The sequence below is a fragment of the Microcoleus sp. K4-B3 genome (assembly GCF_036704615.1).
Taxonomy (GTDB): domain Bacteria; phylum Cyanobacteriota; class Cyanobacteriia; order Cyanobacteriales; family Microcoleaceae; genus Microcoleus.
In genome coordinates this window covers 1-15,397 of sequence record NZ_JAUBSF010000033.1, presented here as the reverse complement: position 1 = coordinate 15,397, position 15,397 = coordinate 1, and the positions used below count along the sequence as shown (strand labels likewise).

Sequence of the window (15,397 nt, the reverse complement as noted above, 5' to 3'; positions counted from 1 at the left end):
TCTAGTTTTCCGGTGGGATTTGAACGTTGTAGGGCGGCTCAGTTGCTCTCAGAATAATGGCTTCTAGCTCTAATAATAACGCAGGGTTGCTCCATGCCGAGAGCGGGTGAATGGCGATGCGAACATCTTCCCAGTTGTATTTGTCGAGCCATGCCCAGAGAAATGCTTTGTGTCCGCCACTAAATCTACCGCGCAAGCTTTTGGTTTTACCGATGTAAAGCAGGCCATCCACACGATGTCTGACAGCATAAAGTCCAGGGCGAGAGGGGATGGTATTAAAGTTGTGGCTGAGGGGTTGGCATTGCTCGAAAGGGGTGAAGGCAAGGGTGTCAAGAATTTGGTGGGCTTCTTGTTGGATAGAATCGGCCATGATGATAGGAGATCGTATTTGCCGGATTTTATATTGAGCGATCGCAAAAGCAGCAAATTCGGCAAATTTATGTCATTATTGGCTGCGCGCTGCCCTCTCCAATCCTAATTTTCCCCCCGATCGCACATAAGACCCGATACCGATCGCGCTACAATTGTCAATCGGAATGAAAATGGCTGATCTGAAAGTAGGGGATAGTTGATATGGCTACAAGTCGTCGCATTGAGCGTGTAGCTTCAATGATTAAACGGGAAGTCAGCCTGATGTTGCTGAATGGAATCAAGGACGACCGTGTAGGTGCGGGTATGGTTAGCGTTACCGATGTAATTGTTTCGGGAGACCTTCAGCATACAAAAATTTTTGTCAGCATCTACGGTACTGATGAGGCAAAGGCTGAGACTATGGAGGGTTTGAAATCTGCAACTAGCTACGTCCGCAGCCAGTTGGGCCAACGGGTGCAACTGCGCCGGACGCCGGAAGTGATTTTTCTCGAAGACCGTTCTTTGGAACGCGGCGATAAAATGTTGATACTGCTGAATCAGCTTTCGGCCGATCGCAAACCGGGCATTCTAGATCCCGAGGAAGAATTCGCTGAGGATGAAAGTCCCGATTGAAGCGAGAAGGAAGAAGGAAGAGGGAAGAAGGAAGAGGGGAAGAGAAGGAGATAGGGAAAATTCCCAATTCCCTGTTTGGCCGATTCCCAATTCCCTGTTTGGCCGATTCCCGATTCCCAAATCTAAAATCTAAAATCTAAAATCTAAAATCTAAAATCGAATGATTGACAATCTTTCCTTACCAGAACTGGTGGCCCAGATGTTCGTGGTGCGCGCTTCAGGCTACTTGTTCGACCACCAAATTCGCTATCCCGAATGGGAACCAACTGCCAGCAAACTCCGCTATTATCTGGAAAAGTTGGGCGTCGGCGGTGTGATTTTGGTGGGGGGAAGTGCTGCGGAGTTGGCGGTTCGATCGCACCAATTGCAGTCTTGGGCCAAGTTTCCCCTGCTGCTGGCGGCTGATATTGAGGAAGGTGTAGGCCAGCGGTTCGCGGGGGCAACTTGGTTCGGGCCGCCGATGGCAATTGCCGAAGTGGCGCGGCACGATGCAGGTAAAGCCGATCGATATGCCGAACAAATGGGCGCTGTGACTGCGATCGAAGCTAGGGCGATCGGTCTCAATTGGGTTCTCGCACCAGTAGTTGATGTTAACAACAATCCCGACAATCCTGTGATTAACGTCCGCGCTTTTGGCGAGACACCGGAAGTTGTCGGCAAATTAGCCGCTGCTTTTATTCGCGGCGCAGGCCCGCACCCGGTTTTGACTACAGCTAAGCATTTTCCCGGTCACGGGGACACGGCGGTTGATTCTCACTTGGAATTGCCGGTTTTGCCGCATTCGCCAGCGAGATTGGCTGAGGTTGAGTTGCCTCCTTTTGTCGATGCGATGGCTGCTGGGGTCGATGCTGTGATGAGTGCTCACTTGCTGATTCCGGCTTGGGATGCGGAGTTTCCTGCTACTCTTTCTCGCAAAATTTTGATCGGGAAGCTGCGAGAAGAGTTGGGATTTGAAGGTTTGATCGTGACGGATGCTTTGGTGATGGGTGCGATCGCCAATAAGTACGGCGCCAACGAAGCTGCTGTTTTGGCTGCTGAGGCTGGTGCTGATGTTTTGCTGATGCCGCTTGACCCGGAAGGGGCAATTCTCGCTGTCTGCGAAGCTGTCACTCAAGGGCGGCTTCCATTAGCACAAATCAAGGAATCTGTCAAGCGAATTTGGGCAGCGAAAATAAAGGTGGGTTTGTCGATTTCTGACCCCCCCCAACCCCCCCTTGCTAATGGGGGGAGCAAGGATTTACAATCCATCGACTCGATCGACTTAAGTTTGCTGGCAAATCCTGACTCAAGGGCAACTGCTGCCGATATTTTGCGAGATTCTTTGAAATTTGGCGGAAATCTACCTTTGCAGATGTCAAAGTCCCCAGAAAACCAGCTTTTGCGGAATTTGATTGTTGTAGATGATGTTTTGGGGTGCGAGTTTTTGGGAAACCACACTCCGGCGATCGCCCTTCCCGAACAGTTTGGTTACGAATTGCAACTGATTGACGATCGCACAGGTGCGATCGCTGATAATGCAGGTGCAGAGCATTTTTCTCCTACACTGCTGCAAATTTTCATTCGCGGCAATTGCTTCCGAGGCAGTGCTGGTTTGACCCAAGCAGCTCAAGATTTGTTTAAGAAATTATTAAAGACGGGAGAACTGCAAGCTGTGCTAATTTACGGAAGTCCCTACGTTTTAGAGCAATTTTTGCCGCACTTGCCTCCCAGTATTCCTTATGTATTTTGTTTCGGGCAGATGCCGGTAGCGCAATCTCTCGCTCTAGAAGTGCTGTTTGGACTTGACGCCACCGGCAATGCTTGAACTGCCGGACTCCTAAATCTTTCTTTTGCTGCGGCGTCAGGACTTAAATTTATCAACCCGGTTTCTCGCAAGAAATAATTTTGCCTTTGGCGGCGAAGCATCCAGAAACCGGGAATCGGGCGCGGGTTCCTACATTCAGAATTGAGCTTTGCAGCAGATGGGCCTGCTAGCGCGGAAAAGTTGCGGCCAAAATCCCAAGACAAATCCCATCACTTACTAATCGTTCCTATAATTTTTTAAAATTGACGGCAGTGAATTGTATACCTGTATACTGACAAAATTTTAATTACATATCCGGAATTTTGCATTATATTATTACCAGGGCCATAATTTTTTTTTTACTAAAACCTTGAGGGCGCATTATGATTCAGTCCACTATCAAAATCCAATACTCTTTAGATGTCATCCAGGATGAAGCCCGCCACCTCGTGAACGAGGGCGTGCTGAGCCGACAACAGCCTATCTACACGCTCTGTCAGTTCATCCCACCCCGAGAATGGGCTTGCGTGGAGTGCGAGTTAGAAAAATGCGACTTCTTGCTGCGCGATCGCATTGCCGACCTGATCGGTTCTGAAAACTGGGACAATGACTAAAGTTTGGTTCTCTTAAATAAGTTTGCAAGTCAGTTTCCAAGTCAACTCCGGCTGTGTTAAAGAATCTTGATTCTTTAATCCTGGAAATTTTCGGCGCGCAAATTTTCCAATTCGGCCCTCAGCGCTGCCATGTGTGCAGTTAATTCTTGAATCTCTAGCTTTACGTCAGGCTGTACAGCCGACTCGGGAGGAGCATCAGTCGCTGCATCCGATTGTTTGGGCGAGACAGATTCGCTCTCTGCATTCTCCCGATCGATCGGTTGAGAGAAAATAGTATCTACAAAATTCCGCGCTTCTCGATCGGTCATTTCTCCTTTTTCCAGCAGCTCGTCCGCGAGCAGGCCCAAATCTGACTTCAGTTTGTCAAGATTTTCTTCTCGCTTTAAGGGATCTTGCAAGGTCTCAATTAAAAAGGAAGTTGCACCTAAAGTCAGGTGAAATCCTGTTTGCAGCATTTGAGGCAGCTTGTCGAGATTCATCTAAAAATGCCGCTAGAACGTTTTTATGAGTTTTTGGTTCGCCAGTTGCTCCCAAGTCGGCGTGTAAGGCCGCTTCTTAGCGGGAAGATGCGAAGTTGTCGCTCGCGATCGCCCCGACTTAGGAAAGATCAGCTTTTGGGGGGACGCTTTTCTGTTGTTCCAATACTAATGGTATCATTACTTCGTAAATTTATAAATGTCAAGTGTAAACTTTTGTAACTAGGAATCGAGACCTCCCCACTGGAAGGGTCAGTCTATTTTAGATTTTAGATTTTAGATTTTAGATTGAACAGGACTTAGGCACTGCGACTAAAAAAACCCGGTGGCTGAGCACCCGTGCGTAAGTCGTGTTCAATCCAGTTAAGGATAAAGCGCCTCACCGGTGGAGGGGTCAAATATAAATAGTCGATCGAAGTCAAGCTGTACCGTCAGGCGATCGCCGGATCGCAAGCGAACACTCGCAGGTACTTGCACCTGTACAGTAGTTTCCGCGCTCAACAAAGGCAAACTCGCCCGGATTAAAGTTTCTCGCCCCAGAGGTTCCACTACTTTTACCTCTACATCGAGAGGAACTTTTTCAAAAGCCCAAACATCGGTTTTCAAATCATCATCTTCTGCTGTTTGTGGCGTAAAGATTTCTATATTTTCTGGACGGATGCCCAAATCAAATCCTTGTCCTTCTCTCGGCTGCAATTTTTTCTGAATCGAGACTGGACAGGCTAAAGCTTGATTTCCTACTTGAAAGGATTCGTTAGTATAAATTACAGGCAAAATGTTCATGGCCGGATTGCCTAAAAATGTGGCAACCATGCGGTTAGCTGGTTTGGCATAAATGCTTTGCGGGTCTCCAATTTGTTGAATTTTCCCCTTATTTAAGACTACAATCTTATCAGCTAAAGTCATCGCTTCCACTTGGTCGTGGGTGACGTAAACTGTGGTAATTCCCAGCCGTTGATGCAGTTGTTTGAGTTCTGCTCTAGTGTCGTCTCGCAGTTGAGCATCGAGGTTAGAAAGCGGTTCATCTAAAAGAAATACTTTAGGTTCGCGGGCGATCGCCCTTCCCAGTGCTACCCGCTGCTGCTGTCCGCCTGATAGCTGTTTGGGCTTACGCTTGAGGAGGTGGTCGATCGAGAGCGATCGGGCTACTGTTTCGACTCGTTCTTGAATTTTAGTCGGGTCAACATTCCGCATCCGCAATCCAAATGCCAAGTTTTCTGCGACAGTCATGTGCGGGTAAAGCGCGTAATTTTGAAACACCATGGCTACATCGCGCTGTCTCGCCGGAATATTGTTAACTAAACTATCTCCGATGTAAAGATTGCCGGAAGTTGCGGTTTCTAAACCTGCAATTGTCCGCATAATTGTCGATTTCCCGCAGCCGGACGGCCCGACTAATACCCAAAATTCCCCGTCCGGGATTTTGAAGCTGATGTTTTCGATCGCGGTGACGTTTTGGTAGCGTCGGGTAATATTTTCTAAGCGAACATTTGCCATTTGTTAGTAGTTATTGGTTACTAGTTATTGGTTGTTGATTTTTAGTTTTTGTCTTCAGAAAGCTTGGTTAATTCTAAAACTGTGCGGTCTAATTCTTCAACTATAGGCGTTAACTCAGCTTGGCGGAATGCTTCTACTAAAGAACGATAATACCAGAGAGAACCGTCTTTGCCGCCTTTGAAGCGTTCCCAAACAAGGTCGCCCAATTGACGGGAATCTTTCAGGATCGATCGAACATTATAAAGTTTATCAGCAGCCGAGACTAATCTCACTGAGCCTGAAGCTGTAGAAATGCGATCGATATAAGCTTGTTTTCGCTGTCGCCAAGGGGGTTTCGGCGTCTCGTCACTGTCGGTACAGCCGTCTACAATCGCTGTGACGGTATCGCCAAAGCGGCGGCGGATGGCTTCGCGGGTGGTGGGGCCGCCTCGATCTTCGATCGCATCGTGAAGCAAAGCTGCGATCGCCTCATCTTCATTTGCCCCATATTCTAAAGCTATACTAGCAGTACCCAACAAATGGGCAATGTAGGGAACGCCGGAACCTTTGCGAACTTGGGTAGCGTGCAATTCAGCGGCATAGGTGAGGGCTTCAGAAAAACGGTTTGAGAGAATCATGAAAGTCACCTTTCTCAATTGCTATGATATATAAATTGTCGGGCTAAGTTGAAAAGACAAAATCTACCAATTTCCATAAGATCGTAAAGATGCGATCGAGAGCGATCGCTTGTACAATTATAATCGTTAAAGAGAGGTTGCGAGCATGACAGCTACTATAATTATACCCAAAAATGCCGACCAAAACTCAGAACCAGAATCACATCCAAAATTAGAAAAGATACCCGAAATTAACCCAGAATCTGAGCAAGAAAAAGTCATATCTCTGGAAGAGTTTTTAGTCAAGCCTGCTGATAGAATGGAATGGGTTGACGGCAACTTAGTGGAGAAAACAGGAATGACATTCAAGCACGGTCTCGCTCAATCTAAATTATCGAGCTACTGGAGAAATTACAAAAATTCCAGCGGACAGGGAGGAGAAGTTGTTACAGAAGTCCTTTGCCGCACTAACAAACAGGGCCGCCGTCCCGATGTTGCTTACATTACTCCTGAACTGCTGCCAGAATCAGGCAATTTTACAGCATTTTCCCAAAGTTTTCCTTTGATAGCGGAAGTTGCTTCCCCCGAAGATAGCGGCGAAGAGTTATTTGCGAAAGCTCAGGAATATTTGGAATCGGGATGTTTAGAAGTTTGGTTGCTGTTTCCTGAAGCTAGATTAATATTTGTCCATGCGGGACAACGCTGGCGGTTGTTTAATGCCGATGAAGTTGTTAACACTCAAAGTGTGCTTGCAGGTTTTAGCGTAGCTGTGAGTGAATTGTTGGCTTGAGGAATTTGTTAAAGTAATTTATCCAAATAAAATCATAAAAAGAAAAAGTAAAGGTAAAAAACTTTAGCTTAATACTGGGTTTAATGAGAAGGTGGGAGCGAGCAAATCTAGTTTAAAATCGCTCTACAGGTAACTTTGAAATATTGATAAATTCGATCGCGCTCTAAATCTAACGTTCCGCTTTTGCAAATCAACGTCAAAGGCGTTTTTCTGGATTTGAAAGAGGTAGCAACTCGGCTTCATGATAATGGACTGGCAATCAATTTTTCTTAGTCCGTTACCCGTTTGATTTTGCCGACTTATGCCGTTTACTCAGCAACCAAAGCAGCGGTATAGTTTTTAAAATGGGTGTTTGCAAAACAGGTCGGAGTGCGGGGCATCACAGTTAATTATTTTTCTCCATAAATTACAAATACTGACTTGTTTCTAGATTGTAAAGTGGTTTAATACCCTAACCACTATAATTAAGGTATGTCTAACAGTGGTATGTGTCCAGGCCCCAGCCAGATTTATTACGTTTGGCGTCACTCAAGAAGAGAAAGAATTACTAAAGAAATATTGCGAGCCAGAAGTGAGAAATCAAACCTGTTGTGCTAAAAAATCTGATTAGGGGACTGAGGCGTAAACTGAAAAGGACTGACCCTTTATGGTCACCAGATTCATCCCACGACTAGAAGCCCAGGGCTTTCTCTGGGATTTTCTGTAAGCGGTAGTCTTCGAGGGGAATGGGGTGTAGAGATTTTTGGTGGAATGCGATCGCCTTTAAATTTGAGCCAGAACGATCGCCCGATCTACTAAAAAAACAGTCGGCTAACAGATCAAAGCTGATAACCGCCTCCCAGCAACTCCACCAAGCAAGGGTACATCAACCAACTCAGCCATTGTTCCTCTCCCTGAAAAAGAGAAAGCGACTCGCAACTTGCTAATGCGACTGGTCGTTGGAGGTAGGAGATTAATTCTTAGCGTCGGTGGCTATTTCAGCTACCAAGTGGTGCGGAATTTGACGCTATAAAACTTGAACCGCAATGCTTTTTTAGAAGTCCAACCGAAGCCAATATTTTCCCTGTTTATTGCAGATAAAATCTGGTGCCTCTAAACCAAGTTTGGGAACTCTCAGGCCTGTAGCCTATCTTTACTGTTTTGAACGCTATGCTGTCGAAGTCCACAATTGCTGCTGCTAAAGGCTTTAGTAAGGTTCCTTTGCGAACCGGTCTGGTTGTTCCATTCATCCTGCAAATCTTCGCCGCCGTAGGATTAACAGGGTATCTGTCGCTGCGAAATGGACAAAAAGCAGTGAATGAACTAGCGACTAACTTGCAAACGGAGGTGAGTAACCGTGTCGATCAGCACCTCGACAGCTATGCCGCTGCCACCCGCTATTTGACCCAAATCAACGGCGAGCAAATTGACCTGGGATTGTTGAACTTACAGGATGCCGATCGCCTGGCTCAATTCTTTGCAAAGCAGGTAAAAACCTACAACGTTGGCTATATCCTGTACGGGTCTAAAACGGGGGACTTTATCGCATCCGGATATTACCGCGAGTCAACCATTCCGAATCACGGCAATCCTGACATTAGCCTGGTGCTACCGAAGCGGTACGGCAATCCTGATTTGTACAACTACATTACGAATGACCAAAGCAAGCCCACTAAAATGTTTGAAATCACCAAAGCGTATCAGTTCCAGAAGGAAGGTTGGTACGCCAAAGGTGTCGAAACCGGCAAGCCCGGGTGGAGCGCGATCTATCAATGGGAGACTAATAACTACCCGTTGTCGATCGCCACGAGTCGCCCCATCTATGACAATAATGGTCAGTTGATCGGCAGCGTAGGGGTGGAGCAGCGCCTTTCGCAAATTAGTGACTTTTTACGTGAAATTAAGGTTAGTCAATCCAGCAAGGTGTTCATTCTGGAGCGCAACGGATTTATCGTTGCCAGTTCTAGCGATGCGCCCGTGTTTTCAGTGACCAACGGCAAACCTCAACGACTGCGGGGCTTTGAGAGTAAGGACGCCCTAATTCAAGCCACATCCAAGTATCTCCGCGATCGCTTCGGCGATCTGAAAACGATTCAAACTATCCAGCAGCTAGACTTTCGCCTCCAGAGTGAGTGGCAGTTTGTTCAAGTAACTCCCTGGCAGGACGAATGGGGATTGGACTGGCTGGTAGTCGTCGCCATGCCCGAATCAGATTTCATGGGACGAATTAATGCCAACACAGTCAACACGATTTGGCTGTGCTTAGGCGCATTAGCACTGGCAACGGTTTTGGGTATCTACACCTCGCGCTGGATTGCTAGACCCATTTTGCTGCTCAGTCACGCATCGGAAGCGATCGCCGAAGGAAAACTCGACCAAAACGTCGAAGCCTCTGGCGTTAAAGAACTGGGTGTACTTGCTCAATCCTTTAACCGAATGGCGCAGCAGTTGCGCGATTCCTTCACCGCCCTAGAGCAAACTAACCAGCAGCTTGAACAGCGAGTTGAACAACGCACGGCAGAACTCAAGTATGCAAAGGAAGCAGCAGACAATGCCAACAAAGCAAAAAGCGAATTTCTCGCCAACATGAGCCACGAACTCCGCACTCCCCTCAACGGTATTTTGGGCTATGCTCAAATTCTCAACCGATCCAAAGCGTTGCCAGCGAAAGAACGTCATGGAGTAGAAATCATTCACCAGTGCGGTTCTCATTTGCTGACGCTGATTAACGATGTGTTGGACTTGTCCAAAATTGAAGCCGGCAAATTAGAACTCACACCTAAAGGGATTCACTTTCCCTCATTCCTCCAAGGTGTCGCTGAAATCTGTGGCATTCGTGCCGACCAAAAAGGCATTGACTTCGTTTACCAGCCCGATCCGCAGTTGCCTGAAGGGATTTTTGCTGATGAAAAACGGCTGCGTCAGGTGTTACTCAACTTGGTGGGAAATGCGATTAAATTCACCGACAAAGGTTGTGTCACGCTCAAGGTTGCCGTAGTTGAGAATCATCCCAATCTGTCCACTCACTCTTTCAAATTTCAAGTTGAGGATACGGGCGTAGGAATTGCGCCCGATCACTTGGATAAAATTTTTCAGGCTTTTGAACAAGTGGGCGATCGCCAGCGCCAAGCCGAGGGCACCGGTTTAGGACTGGCTATCAGCCAAAGGATTGTCCAACTCATGAACGGACAAATCCAAGTTAAGAGCCAACCCGAAGTCGGCAGTGAGTTCTTTTTTGAGGTGGAACTGGCGATCGCCACCGATTGGGTACAGCAAAACTCCATCACAACTGGAAAACAAATTATTGGTTACGAAGGACAACGACGCAGCATTCTTGTGGTAGACGATCGTTGGGAAAACCGAGCCGTTCTCTTCAACTTGTTAGAGCCACTAGGATTCCAAGTTAGTGAGGCCGAAAATGGACAAGCAGGATTGGAAAAAATACGACAGTCTCAACCTGACTTAGTGATTACAGACTTGGCAATGCCAGTGATGGACGGCTTTGAACTGCTCAAACAGGTTCGCAGTGCAAATGATTTGCAACACCAGAAGATCGTAGTCTCTTCTGCATCAGTGGAACAAGCCTATCGACAGATGAGTTTAGATGCAGGGGGAAATGATTTCCTGGCAAAGCCAGTGGAAGTCAGTGAATTATTTAACCTCTTAGCCACTCATTTGGAATTCGAGTGGAAATATGAATTGACAGCCTCAAACGAGTCTAGTGCATCGACTTCAACGACTGCATTAGAGAATCAAGAAGGGATGATTATTCCTTCTCCTGTAGAGTTAAAGACGTTACTAGAAATGGCACAGAAAGGCAACTTAAAACGGCTACGAGAACACACAGATCATATTGCTCACTCTCACCCTGGCTGCGCTGATTTTGCCTCACAAATTATTCAGCTTGCCAAGCAATTTAAAGCCGAAGAGATTGAAGAGTTACTACAACAACACCTCACAGAGAAGAAAGCCGATGTCTAGTCCTGAATTAATTCTGGTGGTGGATGATACCCCTGCGAACTTAGAAGTGGTTTGTGACACCTTAAGTGATGCGGGGTACGAAGTAGCAACCGCAATCAACGGCGATCGCGCTCTTAAGAGAGTCCAAGCTTATCCTCCCGATCTGATCTTGCTCGATGTTCAAATGCCAGGAATTGACGGCTTTGAAACCTGCCAACGTCTGAAGGCAGATCCCAGAACAGCCAGTATTCCCATCATTTTTATGACCGCTCTCTCCGATGCCGACAGTAAGGTGAAAGGATTTGTCCTGGGTGGTGTGGACTACATCACCAAACCCTTTCAAGAACAAGAGGTGCTAGCACGGGTGAAAACTCATTTGCAGCTACGGCAGTTAACTAAAAATCTCGAACAGCGTGTAGCTGAGCAAACGGCTGATTTAGAAGCAGCACTCACACAACTGCAACAGTCTCAGCTTCATTTAGTCCACACCGAAAAGATGTCTGCTTTGGGCAATTTAGTGGCGGGTGTCGCGCACGAGATTAATAATCCGCTTGCCTTTATTGCTGGCAATCTGAAACCCGCTCAACACTATATTAAAGACCTCTTTCAACTTATCGCTCTCTACCAAAAAGAACTCCCTTATCCGAGTGCCACGCTACAGGCAGTCGTGGAAGAAATAGACTTGGAATACTTGCAAGAGGATTTACCCAAGTTGATCGATTCGATGCAAGAAGGAGTCGAGCGCATTCGCACAATTAGCACCAGTTTAAGAACCTTCTCGCGTTCGGATTGCGATCGCCCCATTCATTACAATATCCACGACGGCATTGACAGCACGCTCTTGATTCTCAAACATCGCCTTAAAGCCAACGAATCTCGCCCGGAAATTCAAGTCATCACAGATTATGGCGATCTGCCACAGGTAGAATGCTTTGCCGGACAGTTGAATCAGGTATTTATGAATCTGCTGGCAAATGCGATCGATGCCCTTGAGGAATCAAATCAAGGACGCAGTTTTGCTCAGATCAAAGCCAACCCCAACCAGATTACTGTCAAAACCCAATTGTCGGAATCTCAGGCAGTGATCCGAATTCAGGATAATGGGATTGGGATGACGGATGCGGTGAAGCCAAAAATCTTTGAGCATCTGTTTACCACCAAAGGCGTGGGGCAAGGAACAGGGCTAGGATTGGCTATCGCCCGTCAAATCGTAGTCCAGAAACACTCTGGAACTCTAGAAGTCAACTCAACTTTAGGTCAAGGTACAGAATTTGTGATTTCAATTCCGGTAAACGCGATCGCTGTAAAAGACATTCAGGCAACGATCTGCGTTGATGCAGCATAACAAATCGTTGCAACGGCAGCAGAAACATGATTAATCGCCTCTTCAAACCCTCCAAACTATTGATATAGTAGTACGCGGTGCAAAAAACGGTAAACCATGACAGCCACAAATCTCGTCAATAAATTTGAGTACAAACCCCTATACAAACCGAATCAATTAATTTGCGGAACGGGGCAAACAGCCATTGTCAGCGGCTGGACGGTAAAAAGTGCGATCGGCAAACATTTACAAACTCAAGAATATGCTGCGATCGGACAACTGTACTCTCCTACTCGCGGCATCAACTTCTTAATTAGAAACTTGCTGTGCAATCCCCACGTCCGCTTTTTAGTAATTCTCAACGCTACCAAAGAAGACCGCAACTCCGGTGCGGCAGCGTGCTTGCTCGACTTTTTTCGCAACGGCTTTGAAACCGGCAAAAGCGATACTGGCAGAGATTGCTGGCTAATTAAATCTGCAATATTTGGCTACATCGATATTGAAATAGCAGCAGAAGCCTTAGAACTATTGCGTCATTCCATCGAATGGAAAGAAGCCAAAAACATAGCCGAGACAGTGACCTTTGTCAAGTTTTTTGCCCAAAAAGAATCTGTTGAACCTTGGGGAGAAACCGTAACTTTTCCGCTAGTCGAAATCGTCCCGACTGTACTCCCCGGTCAGAAATACGGACACAGAATCGAAGGCAAAACTATCGCCGAAACTTGGGTAAAAATTATCCACCGAATTAAGACCACCGGCACCCTGCGACCGACTGGTTACGACGGACAGTGGCAAGAATTAATCGACTTAATGGCAGTGATTACAGATGAACCTGCGGAGTTCTATTTTCCCGAACCGAATTACTTACCAATAGACCGTGATTTTCTCGAACAGTACAAACCGCAAATGCTGGAAGATGCCCCATATAACGAAGGCATTAAATATACCTACGCACAGCGGATGCGGTCGTGGTTTGGACGCGATCAAATTGAAGAAGTTATTGCCAAACTAATTAAAGAAATTGATGCGGCAAGTGCGGTAATTAGTCTGTGGGATGCAGGCGGAAATATCAACAGAAGACCTGACGGTTCCTCCGACCACCAGCACAGCGGCAGTCCTTGTTTAAATCACATTTGGGTGCGAGTTGTGGACGACGAAATATCGCTAACTGCAACTCTCCGCAGTAACGATATGTTTGCGGCTTGGCCGGCAAATGCAATGGGTTTGCGGGCTTTGCAGCAGCATATTCGAGATGAAATTGCGAGGCGTTCCGATTATAATTTGACAATGGGCCCGTTGATAACGCTGAGCCAATCCGCTCACTTGTATGACGATACCTTTGAAAATGCCGATCGACTAATTCAAACCCAATATGCTAAAATCTGCGAAGATCGAGACTTTTTCGATGCAGCGGGGAATTTTTTAGTTGAAGTAGCCGACAATCAAATAGTTGTCACGCAAACCACCCCCGGCAGCGGCGAAGTTGTCACCTGTTATTCTGGAAAAAACCCTCTCAAGTTAGTGCGAGAAATTTGTGCGGCTTCCCCTGCCATCAAAGGCGAGCATATTGGTTATTTGGGAATAGAATTGCAAAAGGCGGCCCAGTGTCTGAAAACAAGCAACCAATACATCCAGGATAGACGATGAATCTAGAAGAAGAGAGACCGAGTTGGGACGAATATTTCTTAATGTTAGCAAAATTGGCTGCTACTCGATCGACTTGTCTTGCTTTTCCTGTAGGCGCAGTGATAACTAAAAACAGGCAAGTTTTAGCAACGGGTTACAACGGTTCGCCGTCAGGTTCGGCACACTGTACAACCCAAGGCTTCTGCTATCCTGGTTTGAGTAGTTGCGACGCCAGTAAAATTTTGCCATCAAGGGCGGTTCACGCTGAAGCAAATGCGATCGCCAAAGCCGCAAAACATGGTATATCTACTGCTGGATCTACCATTTACGTCACCCTAGAACCCTGCATTTATTGTTTGAAATTAGTCATTGCTGCTGGTATTCGAGAAGTGTTTTACGAAACAACTTTTAACAGCGGAGAAAAAGCTGCTTTGAGAGATACTTTTATCAGTGAAGGTATTGTTGAACTTAAACAAATTAAGCTATCTGAAGATACAGCAAAAAAGGCTGCTCTATTTTTGTTGAATCCTACTTCTGTACTCAAAGATACTGTAACAGGAATTGTAGACCCAGGCCAACAATAAAACCTAACCTCCCCAACCTCTCTGTTTGCAGCAGAGGGGTTGGGGAGAAGTTTTTACCGCTTCAAAGCTAGCTGTGAGACGGGCATTTTCTCAAGCTCTTTCTTGTCCTCTGGAACGCTTCAGGATGCTGATGACTTCTCCTGGGTTGCGAGTTGGTGTCAACTTGCTCCACGATTCGACTTCGGCTATCCCCAAACTGTGCAAGCGGTGAATGATGCCCTTAACCCATTTGGGCTCGCCGAGCAAAATCATGCGGTTGGCAGGCTTGCCGGAAATCGTTAAAGCGTCGGCGACAAGGCTAGCAGGGGAAGGATCGGCTGGTGCAGGTAATTTCTCTGATATAGGGAACGACGCCCAAGTATTCTGTAGTCAACCGGGGCCAAATTGCTGTGGATTTGCCGAATACTGAGGTGGGAGTAGATGCAACTCAGTTATACCCGGAAGGGATGGTGCGATCTGTGGGAGTAAGTCAATTGCAGCCGGGAACGGCAAGAATAGTGGTGAATTTGGCTCCCGGAATGGCCATCAGGGCCGATCGAACTCAATTCCAAAAAATTGGCGCCGACAATCGCTGGCTGTTGGTTCCGTCGATCGAACCCAGAGGCCCGGAAACTGCCGAAACTCAAGCCCCACCGACGACAGCTCCGAACTCAACTGCGGAGGGACTGCCGCCAGCACCCGCGCCGCCTGCGGTGGCAAATTTCGAGCCAAATCCGACGCCAACGCCCACTCCAAACGACCATATCCGATTGACCACACCCATTCGTTGCCAAGCAATTAATTTTCACCAACTCTCAACCCGTTTCAATTCGGTCAACTTCCCAGATAATTAGGAAAATAGAAACGATCTCTAGGCAAGCTGCTGGAGCTAGGGATCGTCGGCCGATCGGTAGCACGGCTGGCGTAGCAGCAGCCGCCGTTTCGGTTTTGACTGGCGGGGCTAGCCTTGGGGGAATCTTACTCGGTACTGGCGCTGGCGCTGGCGTCAAGCTGTGGTGTAGTTACCTTTATCTTACGGTTTCCCTTCTTTTTTGATACCGCATCTCACATAGGCCGTAACGTATAAAATGAAACCAAATAAAACTAGGCGAAGACGAGGAGTTGTACTAAGCTGATACGCAGCTAGATTGTATAATATAAATATAAAATAAGCGCTCATTAGTTAGAATGTATGCCAGCCAAAA

At 46.9% G+C, this 15,397-nt stretch carries 14 protein-coding genes; 9 read left to right on the top strand and 5 right to left on the bottom strand.

The window, feature by feature from the left end:
• Position 1 precedes the first annotated feature (1 nt).
• A complete protein-coding gene (locus QUA78_RS15925; protein WP_333300624.1) occupies positions 2 to 370 on the bottom strand; it encodes a GIY-YIG nuclease family protein in 369 nt (122 codons plus the stop codon).
• Between the two features lie 203 nt (positions 371 to 573).
• Here QUA78_RS15925 and rbfA point away from each other — a divergent pair, with 203 nt between their 5' ends.
• The 3 genes from rbfA (at position 574) to QUA78_RS15910 (ending at position 3,381) form a co-directional block, all read left to right on the top strand.
• The gene (rbfA, locus tag QUA78_RS15920) at positions 574 to 984 is read left to right on the top strand and encodes a 30S ribosome-binding factor RbfA (protein ID WP_333300626.1); all 411 of its coding nucleotides are present in this window, start codon (positions 574 to 576) and stop codon (positions 982 to 984) included.
• Between the two features lie 160 nt (positions 985 to 1,144).
• On the top strand, positions 1,145 to 2,788 hold the full coding sequence (locus tag QUA78_RS15915) for a glycoside hydrolase family 3 N-terminal domain-containing protein (protein WP_333300627.1): 1,644 nt from the start codon (positions 1,145 to 1,147) through the stop codon (positions 2,786 to 2,788).
• Positions 2,789 to 3,150: 362 nt separating this feature from the next.
• Positions 3,151 to 3,381, top strand: coding sequence for a DUF4327 family protein (locus QUA78_RS15910; RefSeq protein WP_172186863.1), 231 nt, complete (start codon positions 3,151 to 3,153; stop codon positions 3,379 to 3,381).
• Positions 3,382 to 3,455: 74 nt separating this feature from the next.
• Here QUA78_RS15910 and QUA78_RS15905 read toward each other — a convergent pair whose 3' ends face one another.
• The 3 genes from QUA78_RS15905 to QUA78_RS15895 form a co-directional block, all read right to left on the bottom strand.
• Positions 3,456 to 3,860: a hypothetical protein gene (locus tag QUA78_RS15905; RefSeq protein WP_333300629.1), complete on the bottom strand. Its 405-nt coding sequence runs from the start codon at positions 3,858 to 3,860 to the stop codon at positions 3,456 to 3,458.
• A gap of 360 nt (positions 3,861 to 4,220) precedes the next feature.
• A complete protein-coding gene (locus QUA78_RS15900) occupies positions 4,221 to 5,354 on the bottom strand; it encodes an ABC transporter ATP-binding protein (RefSeq protein ID WP_333300631.1) in 1,134 nt (377 codons plus the stop codon).
• Between the two features lie 41 nt (positions 5,355 to 5,395).
• Positions 5,396 to 5,971: an HD domain-containing protein gene (locus QUA78_RS15895; RefSeq protein ID WP_333300632.1), complete on the bottom strand. Its 576-nt coding sequence runs from the start codon at positions 5,969 to 5,971 to the stop codon at positions 5,396 to 5,398.
• Between the two features lie 145 nt (positions 5,972 to 6,116).
• On the opposite strand from QUA78_RS15895, the gene QUA78_RS15890 reads away from it, so the two are divergent.
• The 5 genes from QUA78_RS15890 (at position 6,117) to QUA78_RS15870 (ending at position 14,213) form a co-directional block, all read left to right on the top strand.
• Positions 6,117 to 6,740, top strand: a complete 624-nt coding sequence (locus QUA78_RS15890) for a Uma2 family endonuclease (RefSeq protein ID WP_333300633.1) — start codon at positions 6,117 to 6,119, stop codon at positions 6,738 to 6,740.
• Between the two features lie 1,149 nt (positions 6,741 to 7,889).
• Positions 7,890 to 10,700, top strand: coding sequence for an ATP-binding protein (locus QUA78_RS15885; protein ID WP_333300635.1), 2,811 nt, complete (start codon positions 7,890 to 7,892; stop codon positions 10,698 to 10,700).
• Positions 10,693 to 12,024, top strand: coding sequence for a response regulator (locus QUA78_RS15880; RefSeq protein WP_333300637.1), 1,332 nt, complete (start codon positions 10,693 to 10,695; stop codon positions 12,022 to 12,024). The genes QUA78_RS15885 and QUA78_RS15880 overlap by 8 nt, the downstream gene beginning before the upstream one ends.
• 96 nt (positions 12,025 to 12,120) lie before the next feature.
• Positions 12,121 to 13,650, top strand: a complete 1,530-nt coding sequence (locus QUA78_RS15875) for a thymidylate synthase (protein WP_333300639.1) — start codon at positions 12,121 to 12,123, stop codon at positions 13,648 to 13,650.
• Positions 13,647 to 14,213, top strand: a complete 567-nt coding sequence (locus QUA78_RS15870; RefSeq protein WP_333300641.1) for a dCMP deaminase family protein — start codon at positions 13,647 to 13,649, stop codon at positions 14,211 to 14,213. The genes QUA78_RS15875 and QUA78_RS15870 overlap by 4 nt, the downstream gene beginning before the upstream one ends.
• A 90-nt stretch (positions 14,214 to 14,303) precedes the next feature.
• Here the strand turns inward: QUA78_RS15870 and QUA78_RS15865 are convergent, their stop codons facing one another.
• Positions 14,304 to 14,465, bottom strand: coding sequence for a hypothetical protein (locus QUA78_RS15865; protein ID WP_333300642.1), 162 nt, complete (start codon positions 14,463 to 14,465; stop codon positions 14,304 to 14,306).
• Between the two features lie 131 nt (positions 14,466 to 14,596).
• Between QUA78_RS15865 and QUA78_RS15860 the strand changes: the two genes are divergently transcribed.
• Positions 14,597 to 15,046 (top strand): AMIN domain-containing protein, encoded by a 450-nt coding sequence (locus tag QUA78_RS15860; RefSeq protein WP_445302335.1) that lies wholly within the window; start codon positions 14,597 to 14,599, stop codon positions 15,044 to 15,046.
• Positions 15,047 to 15,397 lie beyond the last annotated feature (351 nt).